Origin of the sequence: Pseudomonas sp. 5P_3.1_Bac2 (assembly GCF_025465995.1) — a bacterium.
Classification (GTDB): Bacteria; Pseudomonadota; Gammaproteobacteria; order Pseudomonadales; family Pseudomonadaceae; genus Aquipseudomonas.
Genome location: NZ_JANLNY010000002.1, coordinates 43,557 through 57,117, shown reverse-complemented (window position 1 = coordinate 57,117; position 13,561 = coordinate 43,557). Strand labels below are relative to the sequence as shown.

Annotated in this window: 13 protein-coding genes; 9 read left to right on the top strand and 4 right to left on the bottom strand. The window is 60.2% G+C overall.

Going from position 1 to position 13,561, the window contains the following annotated elements; translation table 11 throughout:
• Positions 1 to 104 precede the first annotated feature (104 nt).
• The 6 genes from NTD81_RS00255 to NTD81_RS00230 all read left to right on the top strand — a co-directional run bounded on the left by NTD81_RS00255 (position 105) and on the right by NTD81_RS00230 (position 7,197).
• Complete coding sequence (locus tag NTD81_RS00255) at positions 105 to 1,568, top strand: gamma-aminobutyraldehyde dehydrogenase (protein WP_262178192.1); 1,464 nt, start codon at positions 105 to 107, stop codon at positions 1,566 to 1,568.
• Between the two features lie 100 nt (positions 1,569 to 1,668).
• Complete coding sequence (gene ydcS / locus NTD81_RS00250; RefSeq protein WP_262178190.1) at positions 1,669 to 2,820, top strand: putative ABC transporter substrate-binding protein YdcS; 1,152 nt, start codon at positions 1,669 to 1,671, stop codon at positions 2,818 to 2,820.
• 144 nt (positions 2,821 to 2,964) lie between these two features.
• On the top strand, positions 2,965 to 3,993 hold the full coding sequence (locus NTD81_RS00245) for an ABC transporter ATP-binding protein (protein ID WP_262178188.1): 1,029 nt from the start codon (positions 2,965 to 2,967) through the stop codon (positions 3,991 to 3,993).
• 1 nt (position 3,994) lies between these two features.
• On the top strand, positions 3,995 to 4,939 hold the full coding sequence (locus tag NTD81_RS00240) for an ABC transporter permease (protein WP_262178186.1): 945 nt from the start codon (positions 3,995 to 3,997) through the stop codon (positions 4,937 to 4,939).
• Complete coding sequence (locus tag NTD81_RS00235) at positions 4,929 to 5,735, top strand: ABC transporter permease (protein WP_262178184.1); 807 nt, start codon at positions 4,929 to 4,931, stop codon at positions 5,733 to 5,735. Before NTD81_RS00240 ends, NTD81_RS00235 begins: the two co-directional genes overlap by 11 nt.
• Positions 5,736 to 5,772: 37 nt before the next feature.
• Positions 5,773 to 7,197 carry a gamma-aminobutyraldehyde dehydrogenase gene (locus NTD81_RS00230; protein WP_262178182.1) on the top strand — a complete coding sequence of 475 codons (1,425 nt, stop codon included), beginning with the start codon at positions 5,773 to 5,775 and terminating at the stop codon, positions 7,195 to 7,197.
• 117 nt (positions 7,198 to 7,314) lie between these two features.
• On the opposite strand, the gene NTD81_RS00225 is transcribed toward NTD81_RS00230, so the two are convergent.
• Together NTD81_RS00225 and NTD81_RS00220 are read right to left on the bottom strand one after the other, a co-directional pair.
• Positions 7,315 to 8,460 carry an MFS transporter gene (locus tag NTD81_RS00225; protein ID WP_262178180.1) on the bottom strand — a complete coding sequence of 382 codons (1,146 nt, stop codon included), beginning with the start codon at positions 8,458 to 8,460 and terminating at the stop codon, positions 7,315 to 7,317.
• A 320-nt stretch (positions 8,461 to 8,780) separates the two neighbouring features.
• Complete coding sequence (locus NTD81_RS00220) at positions 8,781 to 9,281, bottom strand: hemerythrin domain-containing protein (protein ID WP_262178178.1); 501 nt, start codon at positions 9,279 to 9,281, stop codon at positions 8,781 to 8,783.
• A 219-nt stretch (positions 9,282 to 9,500) separates the two neighbouring features.
• On the opposite strand from NTD81_RS00220, the gene cueR reads away from it, so the two are divergent.
• Complete coding sequence (gene cueR, locus NTD81_RS00215; protein ID WP_262178176.1) at positions 9,501 to 9,905, top strand: Cu(I)-responsive transcriptional regulator; 405 nt, start codon at positions 9,501 to 9,503, stop codon at positions 9,903 to 9,905.
• Between the two features lie 49 nt (positions 9,906 to 9,954).
• Here cueR and NTD81_RS00210 read toward each other — a convergent pair whose 3' ends face one another.
• Complete coding sequence (locus NTD81_RS00210) at positions 9,955 to 10,557, bottom strand: HAD family hydrolase (RefSeq protein ID WP_262178174.1); 603 nt, start codon at positions 10,555 to 10,557, stop codon at positions 9,955 to 9,957.
• Positions 10,554 to 11,423, bottom strand: coding sequence for an acyl-CoA thioesterase II (gene tesB / locus NTD81_RS00205; protein WP_262178172.1), 870 nt, complete (start codon positions 11,421 to 11,423; stop codon positions 10,554 to 10,556). Before tesB ends, NTD81_RS00210 begins: the two co-directional genes overlap by 4 nt.
• A 203-nt stretch (positions 11,424 to 11,626) precedes the next feature.
• On the opposite strand from tesB, the gene NTD81_RS00200 reads away from it, so the two are divergent.
• Together NTD81_RS00200 and NTD81_RS00195 are read left to right on the top strand one after the other, a co-directional pair.
• Positions 11,627 to 12,547 carry a histone deacetylase gene (locus tag NTD81_RS00200; RefSeq protein ID WP_262178170.1) on the top strand — a complete coding sequence of 307 codons (921 nt, stop codon included), beginning with the start codon at positions 11,627 to 11,629 and terminating at the stop codon, positions 12,545 to 12,547.
• Positions 12,548 to 12,691: 144 nt separating this feature from the next.
• The gene (locus NTD81_RS00195) at positions 12,692 to 13,549 is read left to right on the top strand and encodes a nitrilase-related carbon-nitrogen hydrolase (protein ID WP_262178168.1); all 858 of its coding nucleotides are present in this window, start codon (positions 12,692 to 12,694) and stop codon (positions 13,547 to 13,549) included.
• Positions 13,550 to 13,561: the final 12 nt, after the last annotated feature.

Genomic DNA, 13,561 nt, shown 5'->3' with positions numbered 1-13,561 from the left:
CACAGGCTCTAACTCTAGTCTCAGACCCAGCCTGTGTATGACCTGTGTCGCGGAGCGCGCCCAGCATGCCTGAAGCCAACCACTCGAACATAAGAAAGCAAAAGATGACGGCAGCCCTCGCCTCCTCCAACAACACCGACTTGCTAATCAATGGCCAGTTGCAGCGCGGTGAGGGCGCGCAAGAAACCGTAATCAACCCCTCCACGGGTGAAGCCCTGTGCAGCATTGCCGAGGCGTCTCTAGAGCAACTAGAACAAGCCATTTTTGCCGCACGCCAAGCCTTTATCGGTTGGTCGCGCACCACTCCTGCGCAGCGTTCGCGGGTGCTGTTGCAAATCGCCGACGCCATCGAGCAACAGAGCGCGCAACTAGCCGCTCTAGAGGCGCTCAACTGCGGCAAACCCCTGCACTTAGCCAGGCAGGACGATATTCCCGCCGCCGTGGACGTGTTTCGTTTTTTTGCTGGCGCCATCCGTTGCCAGCAGGGACAACTAGCCGGTGAGTATTTACCCGGCCATACCAGTTTGGTACGCCGTGACCCGATTGGCTTGGTCGCCTCCATCGCACCATGGAATTACCCACTGATGATGGCCGCATGGAAAATCGCCCCAGCCATCGCAGCCGGTAACACCCTGGTGTTTAAGCCATCGGAACACACGCCCTTAAGTATTTTGGCGTTGGCACCGACCTTGGCCGCCCTGCTGCCAGCCGGGGTGTTGAATATTATTTGCGGCGCCGGCGATACCATCGGCAGCCCGCTGGTCAGTCATCCGCAGGTACGCATGGTGTCGCTGACCGGCGATATCGTCACCGGCCAGAAGATCCTCCAAGCAGCCTCACGCACCATCAAACGCACGCACTTAGAGCTCGGTGGCAAAGCTCCGGTGATTATCTGCAACGACGCCGACCTGGATGCGGTCGTCAAAGGCGTGCGCGAGTTTGGCTATTACAACGCCGGTCAAGATTGCACCGCTGCCTGCCGCCTCTACGTCCAAGCGGGCATTCATGATCGCTTAGTCGAGCGCCTAGGTGAGGCCGTCAGCAGCCTGCGCTTTGCCCGCAAAAAAGACAGCGATAACGAACTCGGCCCGCTCATCAGCGCACGTCAGCGCGACCGTGTCGCCAGCTTTGTCGAGCGCGCCTTGAGCCAACCGCATATTGAGCGGGTCACCGGTGCAGCCGTCCACTCGGGGCCCGGTTTCTATTACCAACCGACCCTGCTCGCGGGCTGCAAACAAAGCGATGAAATCGTCCAGCGCGAAGTGTTCGGTCCGGTGGTTTCAGTGACCCGTTTTGATGAGCTCAGCCAAGCACTGGACTGGGCCAATGACAGCGAATACGGCTTGGCCAGTTCGGTGTGGACGCAGAATCTAGACAAAGCCATGCAGCTGGCAAACCGTTTGCATTATGGCTGCACTTGGATCAACACCCATTTCACCTTGGTCAGCGAAATGCCCCATGGCGGCCTTAAGCGCTCGGGTTATGGCAAGGACTTGTCCAGTGACTCCCTGCAGGATTACAGCGTTGTGCGCCACATCATGGCGCGCCACGGCACAGATTTGGATTAACAACAATAATTTAAACGTATTACCGCTGCGCGCTGCGCTGACCGCCAGCCACCAGCAGACATAACTGCCCCACAGACAATACCAACAAGAGGGAACCCCTATGTCCAAGCGCATCATCCTGCTGCTCAGCGCCCTGACCACCAGCATCCTCGCCAGCGCCGCCGTGCAGGCCAGCGAGCCACTCAAAGCCCTCGGCCAAGGTGAGGGGCAGCTCGACATCATCGCCTGGCCCGGCTACATCGAGCGGGGCGAGACTGACAAAAACTACGACTGGGTGACCGGCTTCGAGGAGCAAACCGGCTGCAAGGTCAACGTGAAAACCGCCGGCACTTCCGATGAGATGGTCAGCCTGATGAGCAAAGGTGGCTACGACCTGGTCACCGCCTCCGGTGACGCCTCGCTACGCTTGGTCGCCGGCAAGCGTGTACAGCCGATCAATCTCGGCTTGATCCCAAACTGGAACAAAGTTGACCCACGCCTACAAAATGCGCCGTGGCACACCGTCAACGGCGTGCACTACGGCACGCCGTACCAGTGGGGACCAAACGTACTGATGTACAGCACGCAAGTGTTCAAAGAGCCGCCAACCAGCTGGAATGTGCTCTTTGAAGAACAAACCCTAGCTGACGGCAAGAGCAACAAAGGCCGTGTGCAAGCCTATGACGGCCCGATCTATATCGCCGACGCCGCACTCTATCTCAAGGCGCACCAACCTGAGCTGGGCATCGAAGACCCGTTCCTGCTAAACGAAACCCAATACAACTCCGCACTCGACTTACTGCGCCAACAGCACAGTCTGATCCATCGTTATTGGCACGACGTCACCGTACAGATGAACGACTTCAAGAACGAAGGGGTGGTGGCGGCCAGTGCCTGGCCTTATCAGGTCAACGCGCTGATGGTCGAGAAAGCCGCAATTGCCTCGGTAGTACCGAGCGAAGGCGCGACCGGATGGGCCGACACCACCATGCTGCACGCCGAAGCCAAGCATCCCAACTGCGCCTACAAGTGGATGGACTGGACTCTACAAGACAAGCTCCAGGGCGACCTAGCAGCCTGGTTCGGCTCGGTGCCGGCCGTGCCCAGCGCCTGTAAAGGTAACGAATTGCTCGGTGCAGAAGGCTGTAAAACCAACGGCTTCGACAACTTCGAGAAGATCGCTTTCTGGAAAACCCCACAGGCTGATGGCGGTAAGTACGTGCCTTACAGCCGCTGGACCCAGGACTACATCGCCATCATGGGCGGCCGCTAACCCCTACGCCCTGGCCCAGCGGCTGGCAGATGCCTGCCGCTTACCTCGGCCGCCACGCGGTTAACTGTTTCTGCGTCTGGTTTAGCTGCGTGTCGGCAAACCTCACTAAACCGGGCGCAGGCTTTATCGGTTCCTGGAGTGTTTATGACTGTTGCTGTGCAATTCACCGATGTATCCCGACTGTTTGCTGATGTGAAAGCCGTCGACCGGGTGTCCATCGCAATCCAGGATGGCGAATTCTTTTCCATGCTCGGACCTTCCGGCTCGGGTAAAACCACCTGCCTGCGTCTGATCGCAGGTTTCGAACAGCCCACTAGCGGCTCGATTCAAATTCATGGCGCCGAGGCCAGCGGCCTGCCGCCCTATCAGCGCGACGTCAATACGGTGTTTCAGGACTATGCCCTGTTCCCGCACATGAACGTGCTGGATAACGTCGCCTACGGCCTCAAGGTCAAAGGCGTAGGTAAAACCGAGCGCCTACAACGTGCCGAAGAAGCCCTGGCTATGGTGGCCTTGGAGGGCTTTGCCAAGCGCAAGCCGGCAGCCATGTCCGGCGGTCAGCGCCAACGTGTGGCACTGGCCCGCGCGTTGGTGAATCGACCGCGCGTGCTACTCCTTGACGAGCCCTTGGGCGCACTGGATTTAAAGCTGCGCGAGCAGATGCAAAGCGAGCTGAAAAAGCTCCAGCGCCAGCTGGGCATCACGTTTATTTTTGTTACCCACGACCAGAGTGAAGCGCTGTCGATGTCCGACCGCGTGGCGGTGTTTAACAACGGACGTATCGAGCAGGTGGATACCCCACGCAACCTCTATATGCAGCCGGCCACGCCGTTCGTGGCTGAGTTTGTCGGCACCAGTAACGTGCTACGCGGCGAGTTCTGCGCACATGTACTGGGTATGCCCGGCGCTTATTCGATCCGCCCCGAGCATGCGCGCCTGGTCTTTGACGAGGCCCTAAGCAGTGACGAGGTGCAAATCCACGGCGTGCTGCACGACATCCAGTACCAGGGCGCCGCCACCCGCTACGAGCTACGCTTGGATAACGGCCAAAGCTTTAGCGTCAGCCAAGCCAACAACCAATGGCAGGCCGCTGAACTTAACCTACAAAACGGCCAACGCCTGACGGTGCGTTGGCCCCGCGCAGCGATGGTCAGCTTGCGTGAGGGTGCTTGAGATGAGCACCAGCCTGAGCATTAACCTGAGCAGGCAGAGTGTGCCGCGCCGGCTCGCCACCTTGCTCTATAGCAAGCCCAATCTGTATCTGTCGCTGCTGCTGATCCCGCCGCTATTGTGGTTTGGCACCATCTACTTAGCCTCATTACTCAACCTGTTGTGGCAAAGTTTTTACACCTTCGACGACTTCACCATGGAGGTCTCCCACGACCTGACCCTGGCCAACTTCGGCGCTCTGTTACAGCCGGCCAACTTCGATATTTTGCTACGCACCCTCAGCATGGCCATCGCAGTGACCATCGGCTGCGCCGTGGTTGCATTCCCCATTGCCTATTACATGGCGCGCTACACCCGGGGCAAAACCAAAGCATTTTTCTACATCGCGGTGATGTTGCCGATGTGGGCCAGTTACATCGTTAAGGCCTATGCCTGGACGCTGTTGCTGGCTAAGGGCGGCGTGACCATGTGGCTGGTCCAAGCGCTGCATCTGGAACCCCTGTTACAGCTGCTGTTGGACATGCCGGGGCTCGGTGGCAACACCCTGTCCACCTCCCATCTCGGCCGCTTTATGGTGTTCGTCTATATCTGGCTGCCGTTCATGATTCTGCCGATTCAAGCGGCCCTGGAGCGTCTGCCGCCATCGCTGCTGCAAGCCAGTGCAGACTTGGGCGCGCGGCCTGCGCAAACCTTTTGGCAGGTCATCGTGCCGCTGGCGATTCCAGGTATTGCCGCCGGCTCGATCTTCACCTTCTGCCTAACCTTGGGTGACTTCATCGTGCCGCAATTGGTGGGCCCGCCCGGCTACTTTATCGGCAACATGGTCTACGCCCAGCAAGGGGCGATTGGCAACATGCCAATGGCCGCCGCCTTCACTATCGTGCCGATTGTGTTGATCACCATCTACCTGTCCATCGTTAAACGTCTGGGGGCCTTCGATGCACTCTGAGCAAGCCTCATGGGGTTTAAAACTGGCAGCGTGGGGCGGCTTGCTGTTCCTCCATGTGCCGATCCTGATGATCTTTGTCTACGCCTTTAACAGTGAAAGCTCGGGCTTTAGCTTTCCGCCCCAAGGCTTCACCCTTAAGTGGTTTAGCGTGACACTGGCCCGTCCGGATGTGCTCGAGGCGATCAAGCTGTCGCTGCAAGTGGCGAGCATCGCCACCCTAATTGCCATGGTCCTCGGCACCCTGGCCGCCGGGGCGTTGTACCGCCGGGACTTCTTTGGCAAAAACAGCATCTCCATGCTGTTTGTCATCCCCATTGCCCTGCCCGGCATCATCACCGGTTTGGCTTTGCTTTCGGCATTTAAGTCCTTTGGCATTGAGCCGGGGATTCTGACCATGGTTATCGGCCACGCCACCTTTTGCGTGGTCCTGGTCTACAACAACGTCATCGCCCGCTTGCGCCGCACCAGTCATAGCCTGATCGAGGCTTCGATGGATCTTGGCGCCGATGGCTGGCAAACCTTCCGCTACATCGTGTTGCCGAATCTGTCTTCGGCCTTGCTCGCGGGTGGCATGTTGGCCTTCGCCTTGTCGTTCGACGAAATCATCGTCACCACTTTTACCGCCGGTCACGAACGCACCTTGCCGATCTGGCTGCTCAACCAACTCTCACGGCCCAAAGACGTACCGGTCACCAACGTGGTGGCCATGTTGGTGATGCTGGTGACCATGCTGCCGATCCTCGGCGCCTACTACCTAAGCAAAGGCGGCGAGGACGTCGCCGGCAGTGGCAAGTAATGCGCCCCCGTTAACCTCAACCGTCAGAGAGCCGCACATGCAAACTCAATTGCTTATCAACGGACAACTGGTGAGTGGCCAAGGCGAGCGCCAGGCCGTGCTTAACCCGGCCCTGGGCAGCACCTTGGTGGAAATTGCCGAAGCCAGCCCGGCGCAATTAGATGCCGCCGTCCAGGCGGCCGATGCGGCCTTTGCCGAGTGGTCGCAAACCTCGCCGGCACAGCGCTCGGCCCTGCTACTGCAAGTGGCCGATTTGATCAGCGCTAACGCGCAAGAACTAGCCCGCCTAGAATCGCAAAACTGCGGCAAACCTTACGCCGCCGCACTGGGGGATGAGCTGCCGGCGATTGCCGATGTGTTCCGTTTCTTTGCCGGGGCAGTGCGCTGTATGTCCGGCTCGGCAGCTGGGGAATATCTGCCGGGGCACACCTCGATGATCCGTCGCGATCCTGTCGGCGTAGTAGCGTCCATCGCGCCGTGGAACTACCCGCTGATGATGGTCGCGTGGAAGTTGGCGCCGGCTTTGGCCGCCGGCAATACCGTGGTGCTCAAGCCCTCCGAACAAACCCCGCTGACTGCGCTGAAGTTGGCGCAGCTGATTGCTCCTGTATTCCCGGCCGGGGTCATCAACGTGGTGTTTGGCCGGGGAGCTACGGTCGGCCAGCCGCTGGTCACTCACCCGAAAGTGCGCATGGTGTCGCTCACCGGTTCAGTGGCCACCGGGGTCAATATCGTCTCCAGCACGGCTGAGTCGATGAAGCGTACCCACATGGAGCTAGGCGGCAAAGCGCCGGTGCTGCTGTTTGATGATGCGGATGTAGACGCTGCGGTAGAAGGCATCCGCGCCTTTGGCTTCTACAACGCCGGCCAAGACTGTACCGCCGCCTGCCGCATCTACGCGCAAAAAGGCATTTACCAAGAGTTTGTACGCAAGCTCGGCGAGGCCGTCAGCACCCTCAAACTCGGCACTCAGGATGAAGACGGTGTCGAGCTGGGCCCAGTCATCACGGCGGCCCAGCGCGACCGTGTGCTGGGCTTTATCGAGCGGGCCAAAGCGCAGCCGCATATCCGTATCGTCACCGGCGGTAAAGCGGCCGACCGGCCAGGCTTCTTCATCGAGCCGACAGTGATTGCCGACGCCCGCCAGGATGATGAAATCGTCCGCCGTGAAGTGTTCGGCCCGGTGGTATCGGTCACTGAATTCGACACTGAAGAGCAAGCCTTGGCCTGGGCCAACGACTCCGACTACGGCCTGGCCAGTTCGGTGTGGACCGCCGATGTCGGGCGCGCCCACCGCTTGGCCGCGCGTTTGCAATATGGCTGCACCTGGGTCAACACACATTTTATGCTGACCACCGAAATGCCCCACGGCGGCATGAAGTCTTCCGGCTACGGCAAAGACATGTCGATGTATGGCCTAGAGGACTACACCGTGGTCCGTCACGTCATGGTTAAGCACTAAGCGTGCTGACGCAGGCTCAGCCGACCGGACTGCGTTCGCTTCAACCAGAATAAGGCCTGCCCAGTGCAGGTCTTTTTTATCGCGAGGGCAAAACCTAAACACAGTCCATGTCAGGCTTTAGCCATCAACCACTGACGTCCGCCTGGCGCAGGCCAAGGCACTAATGGCCAACGCAGCCGCAGCCAAAGAATAAACCCACACCGAATCGGCAAGCGGCAGGACTACCCCGGCCAGTAATGGCCCGATCCCGGCGCCGATATCGCGCCACACTGCATTGGCCGCCAAGGCCCGCACCCGCTGCGCGCCACTGTGGCGCTCAGCCACCAAGGTCACCACCAGTGGCAGTTGCAAGGCGCGCAATACCAGCACGGCGGCGCCGCCGACAATCAGCCAATGGCAGCCAAAGGCGACCAACGCCAAGGCCGTCAGCAGCGAGCCGGCAATCAGCATCGTCAATGCCCCGTAGCGCTGCGCCGCCAAGCCGCCGAGGGGGCTTAACAACATCTCCGAGACATAGCGCAAGGCCAACAACACTCCGGCCACCAATACCGCGTTGGCGTCCATCAAATGTTGGGCCAGCAAGGACAGGCCGAGGATAAATAGGCCGTCCAAGGTCAGGCCTTCAATAAACGACCACATCGCTAAGGAATCCGGCCAGGTAAAGCGCCGGCTGCTCGCTGATTGCGGGTGGGGCTCATTGGGTAAGGCGCGGGCCAGATACACGGCCAACAGCGCCGCTGCCAGCATCAACACAAAGATCGGTCGTGGCCCGTAAGCCATACACAGCAGCGCCCCCAGTGGCAAAGCCAGCGTGGGGCCGATGGCAATCAACGCCCGTGAGCGCCCAGTGCGCCGCGCTGCCCCCGTGGGCTCTGCCGTGGCCAACACCTGGGTGGAGAGATTCAGCGCGGCATAGGACAGCCCCCAGCCCAAGCGCAAGACCAGCAATGCCCAAAATCCCGACAGCGTGGCATAGCCCAAGGCGCACAGCGCCGAGATGCCCGCCGCGAGCGACAGCGCCAGCCGATCACCATGTTGGGTATACAGCTGCATCACGTAGCGATAGCCAAAGATCCGCACGATGCGGTTGGCCGCCAGCAACACCCCAGCCTGCGCCAAGCTGATGCCAAAGGCTTGCGGGAACATCGGCAACAACAGATAGAGCAAGGTATCGGCCGGCAGGCACAGGGCCAAAACCAGAGCGGCACGCACCGAGCGGCGATCTGCTTGGGACGTGGTGGGCGTAAGCGGCGCGTGAGTCATGACGAGTGATGATGAAGTTTGTTTTTCGCCATCTTATAGAGCCGGCGCCACCATCACCACGCGTAATGCGCGGGGCAGCAGCAAATGCTTGGGCAGCATCGCCTGCCGACAGCGTTCAACAACTTTAGGCGCAAGCGCTGAGCCACAGAAAGTCCGTTTTAGAGCAGCGCGGCAGGCAAAAGCCCCCCTTAAACTTCGCCATGCTTGAACAATGCCGCGCCGGGTGCGGCTTAGCGCAGGCAGAATAAGCCTGACAACGGACCGTTAGGAGATAACGGCCGTTGCGATTAACACCGGACGGACGCGAGCGCACAGGGGGTTTAAGAGGCCTTGCGCGCCTTGGCTTTTTCCGCGCCTTTGCGCTGTTTGAAGATGCTGTCCATATAGCTCTTGTCGTCCTTGCTGAGCTTTTTCTCCACTGAGACAAACAGCTCCTGCTCCTCTTCCTTGATGTGATGCAGGTACTCCTCCTTAACCTTCTTAAACTTCAGCAGCCAGCCGCCCGTGGCCATATCGGTGGCGGCCAGCTCTTCGAGCAGGTCATCCATTTCTTTGTGCTCGGCCACCGCATGCCGGCCGTCTTCGGTGATCTCAGGTTTACGCAACACGGTTGACCATAGCGCTTGCTCCTCAGCGGCGGCATGGCCTTTGATCTCTGCGGTCAGCTCGGCAAACAGTTGTTTACGCTCAGTAGAAGCACCGTGGGTTTGTTCGATCTGCGCCAGCAGCTGGCGATGGTGGTCATGGTCCTCGACCAAGGTGCCAAAGATGGCGGGGTCGCCACGAAATTTCGTAACCGGTTTACTACCAATGCTCGCCATGTAACCTCCTTGTGGAATACCGAGCGCACAGGCCATGCGCTGGGGTTTTGTATGACAAACAGCAGTCTAGTCGGCGCCGAGTGCAGACAACTGCCGTTGATCGTTCGGCCCAGGCGTTCCGCTCAACGGCCAGCCTGCGCTGCGCTGGCCAACTGCGCTAGGCTAGCGGCCGGGCTCGGCACCCCATGCACGGGTTAGCACCGGGATAAGGAGAAGGTCATGAATATCGGCCAAGCAGCCAAAAGTAGCGGCCTCAGCGCCAAGATGATTCGCTATTACGAAAGCATCGAGCTGCTGCCCAGCGCCGGCCGCTCCGCCAGTGGCTACCGACTCTATAGCAGCGCCGATGTGCAGCGCCTGAGCTTTATCAAGCGCGCCCGCGACCTGGGGTTTAGCCTGAGCGATGTCGGCCAGTTACTCGCCCTGTGGCAGGATAAGCAGCGCGCCAGCGCCACGGTTAAAGCCCTGGCGCAAGGGCATATCGCCGAACTGGATCGGCGCATCGAGGAGCTCCGCGTGTTGCGCGCAAGCATCAGTCAGTTAGTCAGCGACTGCCAAGGTGATCAACGCCCCGACTGCCCAATCCTCAACGACTTAGCCGCCCCCTGCAGCGCTAAACACTGAGTCAGCTGAAGGCTCTACCTAGTTGATGACTCTACTCGGGCCGATGGTTCTAAGCAGTCTGCGCGCGGGACAAGGCCAACAGGGCGTGGCAATCCAACGCGAAATAATCCGTCAGCTCCGGCCAGGGATTGCTCGGCAGATTGACCAGCACATTGCGCGCGCCAACGGCGCGAGCGCAGGCCAGATCAAACTGATAATCGCCGACCATCACCAACTCAGTGGGCGCCACCTGCCAAGCCTCAGCGATCTTCAATAAACCCTCAGGTTCGGGCTTTGGCGCCGCCTCATCGCGGCCCAGCACCACGCTGGGTGCAAAGCAGTCGGCCAGACCAATCGCCTGCAACGTAAGCAGCGCCAAGGCATGGGCATTACGGGTCAGAATCGCCAACTGGCAGCCCCGCTGATGCAGGCTGCGAATTAACGCAACCGCCCCCGGCGCCGCAGTGGCAGCCAAGGCCAGCTCGCGCTCATGCTCCAGCAGCCAGGCATGCTTAGCCGCCGCAACTTCTGCCGGCAGACTGGCGAGATGCCCGAGGATATCGGCCTCCTGAGGAATCTCCAGGGCTCGTTTGATCGCAGGGAAATCGTGCACCGCATTGGTCAGGGTGCCGTCCATATCGAACACCCAATGCTGTGCGCGGCTTAGGCTCAACGCCAGTCCTCACGCACCCGGGTCAGACCTTCCTGGGCCACCGAGGCAACCAGCTCGCCTTTGCGGTTAAAGATGCTGCCCCGGCTAAAGCCACGGGCATTGCCGGCCCACGGGCTGTCCATGCTGTACAGCAGCCAGTCGTCGAGGCGCAAATTGCCGTGGAACCACAGCGAATGGTCGAGGCTCGCCACCTGCATAAATTTCTGGAACACCGACACGCCATGGGGCTGCATCGAAGTGGTCAGCAGGTTGAAGTCGCTGGCGTAGGCCAGCAACAACTTGTGCAGGTGCGGCTCATCCGGCAGCTCGCCAGCGGCGCGGAACCACACATGTTTAACCGGCTCGCAGGCTTTCGGGGCAAAGGGATTGATAAAGGTGGCCGGGCGAATTTCGATGGGCTTATCGCTGGTGGCGCGATCACGCATGCGTTCAGGGATCAACTGGGCGACCATGCGCGCCAGCTCGGTTTCCGATTTCAGCTCTTCAGGGCCCGGCACATCGGGCATCTGATTCTGGTGATGGAAGCCTTCTTCATCGATCTGGAACGAGGCGCTGCAGGTGAAGATCGTCTGGCCTTTTTGAATCGCGGTCACCCGGCGAGTGCTGAAAGTGCCGCCATCACGCACCCGATCCACCTGATAGACCACCGGCAAGGTGGCATCGCCAGGGCGCAGGAAATAACCGTGCATCGAATGCACGTGGCGCTCGGTGGTGACCGTTTGGCTCGCAGCCGACACACACTGACCTAATACCTGGCCACCAAATAACTGACGAAAGCCCAGATCTTGGCTGACGCCGCGAAACAGATTCTCTTCGATGGTTTCAAGGGTCAGCAAGGCGACCAACTCATCCAACACCTGACTCATGCATGCTCTCCGCTAACCCAGCTAAATAGGGGCGTGATGGTAAAGATTTTGCCCGGCTTTGTGGGCCACTAATAGCGGATTGTTACGCGAAAGTGTGCGCCCAATTGGCGCCTAGTATGGTCGATAAATGCCATTCCAGCCCGTGCTTGAGCGTTGCCGACTACAGCCGGCATACTTTCAGGCCTTCCCAGCGAGCCGCGCACATGCCTTTACCGTTGGTCTACCACGACGATTACAGCCCGCCCTTCCCGGCTGAGCATCGCTTCCCCATGGACAAGTTCCGCTTGCTGCGCGACCACTTGATCGCCAGCGGCCTGTGCACAGACGAGCAGTTACAACGCCCTGAACTGTGCCCGGATGACATCCTCGCCCTGGCCCACTGCCCGGAGTACATCCAGCGCTATAACTCCGGCGAGCTGAGTCATAGCCAGCAGCGCCAGCTCGGTTTGCCCTGGAGCCCGGCACTGGCGCAGCGCACCGTGCGCGCGGTGGGCGGCTCCTTGTTAGCGGCGGAACTAGCCCTTAAGCACGGTCTGGCCTGCCATTTGGCGGGCGGCACCCACCACGCCCACTATGATCAGCCCGCCGGCTTTTGTATCTTCAATGACCTTGCCGTGATCAGCCAGTACCTGCTGCACAGCGGTAAAGCCCAGCGCGTGCTGATCTACGACTGCGACGTGCACCAAGGCGACGGCACTGCGCGCCTGTTGGCCGATACCCCTGAGGCGGTCACTGTTTCCCTGCACTGCGCGACCAATTACCCGGCGCGTAAGGCCCAGAGTGACTGGGACATTCCCTTGGCCAAGGGTCTGGGCGATGCCGACTACCTCAAGGTGGTCAATGACAGCCTGAGTTACCTGCTGGCCCTGTATCAGCCGGATATCGTTCTGTATGACGCCGGCGTCGATGTGCATCAACACGACGCCTTGGGCTATCTCAACCTGACTGACGCCGGCATCGCCGCCCGCGACCTGGCCGTGCTCAATCATTGCCTGGACCGGGATATTCCAGTGGTCGGCGTAATTGGTGGCGGCTATGACAAGGATCGCCACGCCCTGGCCCGGCGTCACGGCATCCTCCATCACTGCGCCAGCCAAGTGTGGCAGCAGCGCGGCTTGAACTGACCCGGCAGCTTTTACCGTGCCTAACGCGCTTGCATTAGCCGGCGGATTGGTCGAGCGTTGCTTGGCCAACGGCCTGTTTGAGCGAGCCGTCAGCGCAAACGCCAAGCTTTCACCTCAACCCTCTGGCCTTAAGGAAACCCAGATATGCACAGCCCAGGTCTACACAACCACACAGTCACCGTCGCCTGCTGCCAGGTGGCCCCCAAGCTCGCCGATGTCGCTTACAACCAGCAGTTGAGTGAGCGTGCCATTCGCGACGCGGCCCAGGCCGGCGCCCAGATCATCGTGCTGCCTGAGCTGGTGCAAAGCGGCTACGTGTTCGTCGACAAGGCCCAGGCGCAGCAACTGGCGGAAACCACCGAGGGCGCCACCTTGCAACTGTGGCACCGCCTGGCCAAGGAGCTCGATGTGCTGATTGTCGGGGGCTTCTGTGAGCGCGGCGAGACTCAGCAGCTGTACAACAGCGCGGCGCTGATTGATCGCAGCGGTGTGCTCGGGGTCTATCGCAAAGCGCATTTATGGGACGCCGAGGGGCAAGTGTTCAGCGCCGGCGACGCCCCGCCCATGCTGATCAAAACCGTCCACGGCGTGCTGGCGGTGATGATCTGTTATGACCTTGAGTTTCCAGAGTGGGTGCGCCTACCGGCCTTGGCCGGCGCCGACTTGCTCTGCGCCCCGGTGAACTGGCCGGATGGCCCGCGGCCACAAGGCGAGCGGCCGGCGGAGATCATTCGGGTACAAGCCAATGCCTCGGTCAATCGCCTGTTTATCGCGGTCTGTGATCGCGCCGGGACAGAGCGCGGGGTGGACTGGGTCGGCGGCTCGGTGATCGTCGATGCCGACGGCTACCCGCTGACGCCCTCCTTACGCCAAGCCAATGCCGCAGAAGGCTTGCTGCTAGCGACAATCAACCTTGCGCAGGCACGCGATAAGCGGGTTAGCGCCAATAACGATATTCATCAGGACCGCCGCCCGGAGCTGTACGCAACAGGCCAGGTTTAAGGACATAACGCT

What these genes read in the sequence shown, in the direction of transcription:
- NTD81_RS00255 (WP_262178192.1), top strand. Translation starts at nt 105, where the DNA reads ATGACGGCAGCCCTCGCCTCCTCCAACAACACCGACTTGCTAATCAAT.
- ydcS (WP_262178190.1), top strand. Translation starts at nt 1,669, where the DNA reads ATGTCCAAGCGCATCATCCTGCTGCTCAGCGCCCTGACCACCAGCATC.
- NTD81_RS00245 (WP_262178188.1), top strand. Translation starts at nt 2,965, where the DNA reads ATGACTGTTGCTGTGCAATTCACCGATGTATCCCGACTGTTTGCTGAT.
- NTD81_RS00240 (WP_262178186.1), top strand. Translation starts at nt 3,995, where the DNA reads ATGAGCACCAGCCTGAGCATTAACCTGAGCAGGCAGAGTGTGCCGCGC.
- NTD81_RS00235 (WP_262178184.1), top strand. Translation starts at nt 4,929, where the DNA reads ATGCACTCTGAGCAAGCCTCATGGGGTTTAAAACTGGCAGCGTGGGGC.
- NTD81_RS00230 (WP_262178182.1), top strand. Translation starts at nt 5,773, where the DNA reads ATGCAAACTCAATTGCTTATCAACGGACAACTGGTGAGTGGCCAAGGC.
- NTD81_RS00225 (WP_262178180.1), bottom strand. Translation starts at nt 8,460, where the DNA reads ATGACTCACGCGCCGCTTACGCCCACCACGTCCCAAGCAGATCGCCGC.
- NTD81_RS00220 (WP_262178178.1), bottom strand. Translation starts at nt 9,281, where the DNA reads ATGGCGAGCATTGGTAGTAAACCGGTTACGAAATTTCGTGGCGACCCC.
- cueR (WP_262178176.1), top strand. Translation starts at nt 9,501, where the DNA reads ATGAATATCGGCCAAGCAGCCAAAAGTAGCGGCCTCAGCGCCAAGATG.
- tesB (WP_262178172.1), bottom strand. Translation starts at nt 11,423, where the DNA reads ATGAGTCAGGTGTTGGATGAGTTGGTCGCCTTGCTGACCCTTGAAACC.
- NTD81_RS00200 (WP_262178170.1), top strand. Translation starts at nt 11,627, where the DNA reads ATGCCTTTACCGTTGGTCTACCACGACGATTACAGCCCGCCCTTCCCG.
- NTD81_RS00195 (WP_262178168.1), top strand. Translation starts at nt 12,692, where the DNA reads ATGCACAGCCCAGGTCTACACAACCACACAGTCACCGTCGCCTGCTGC.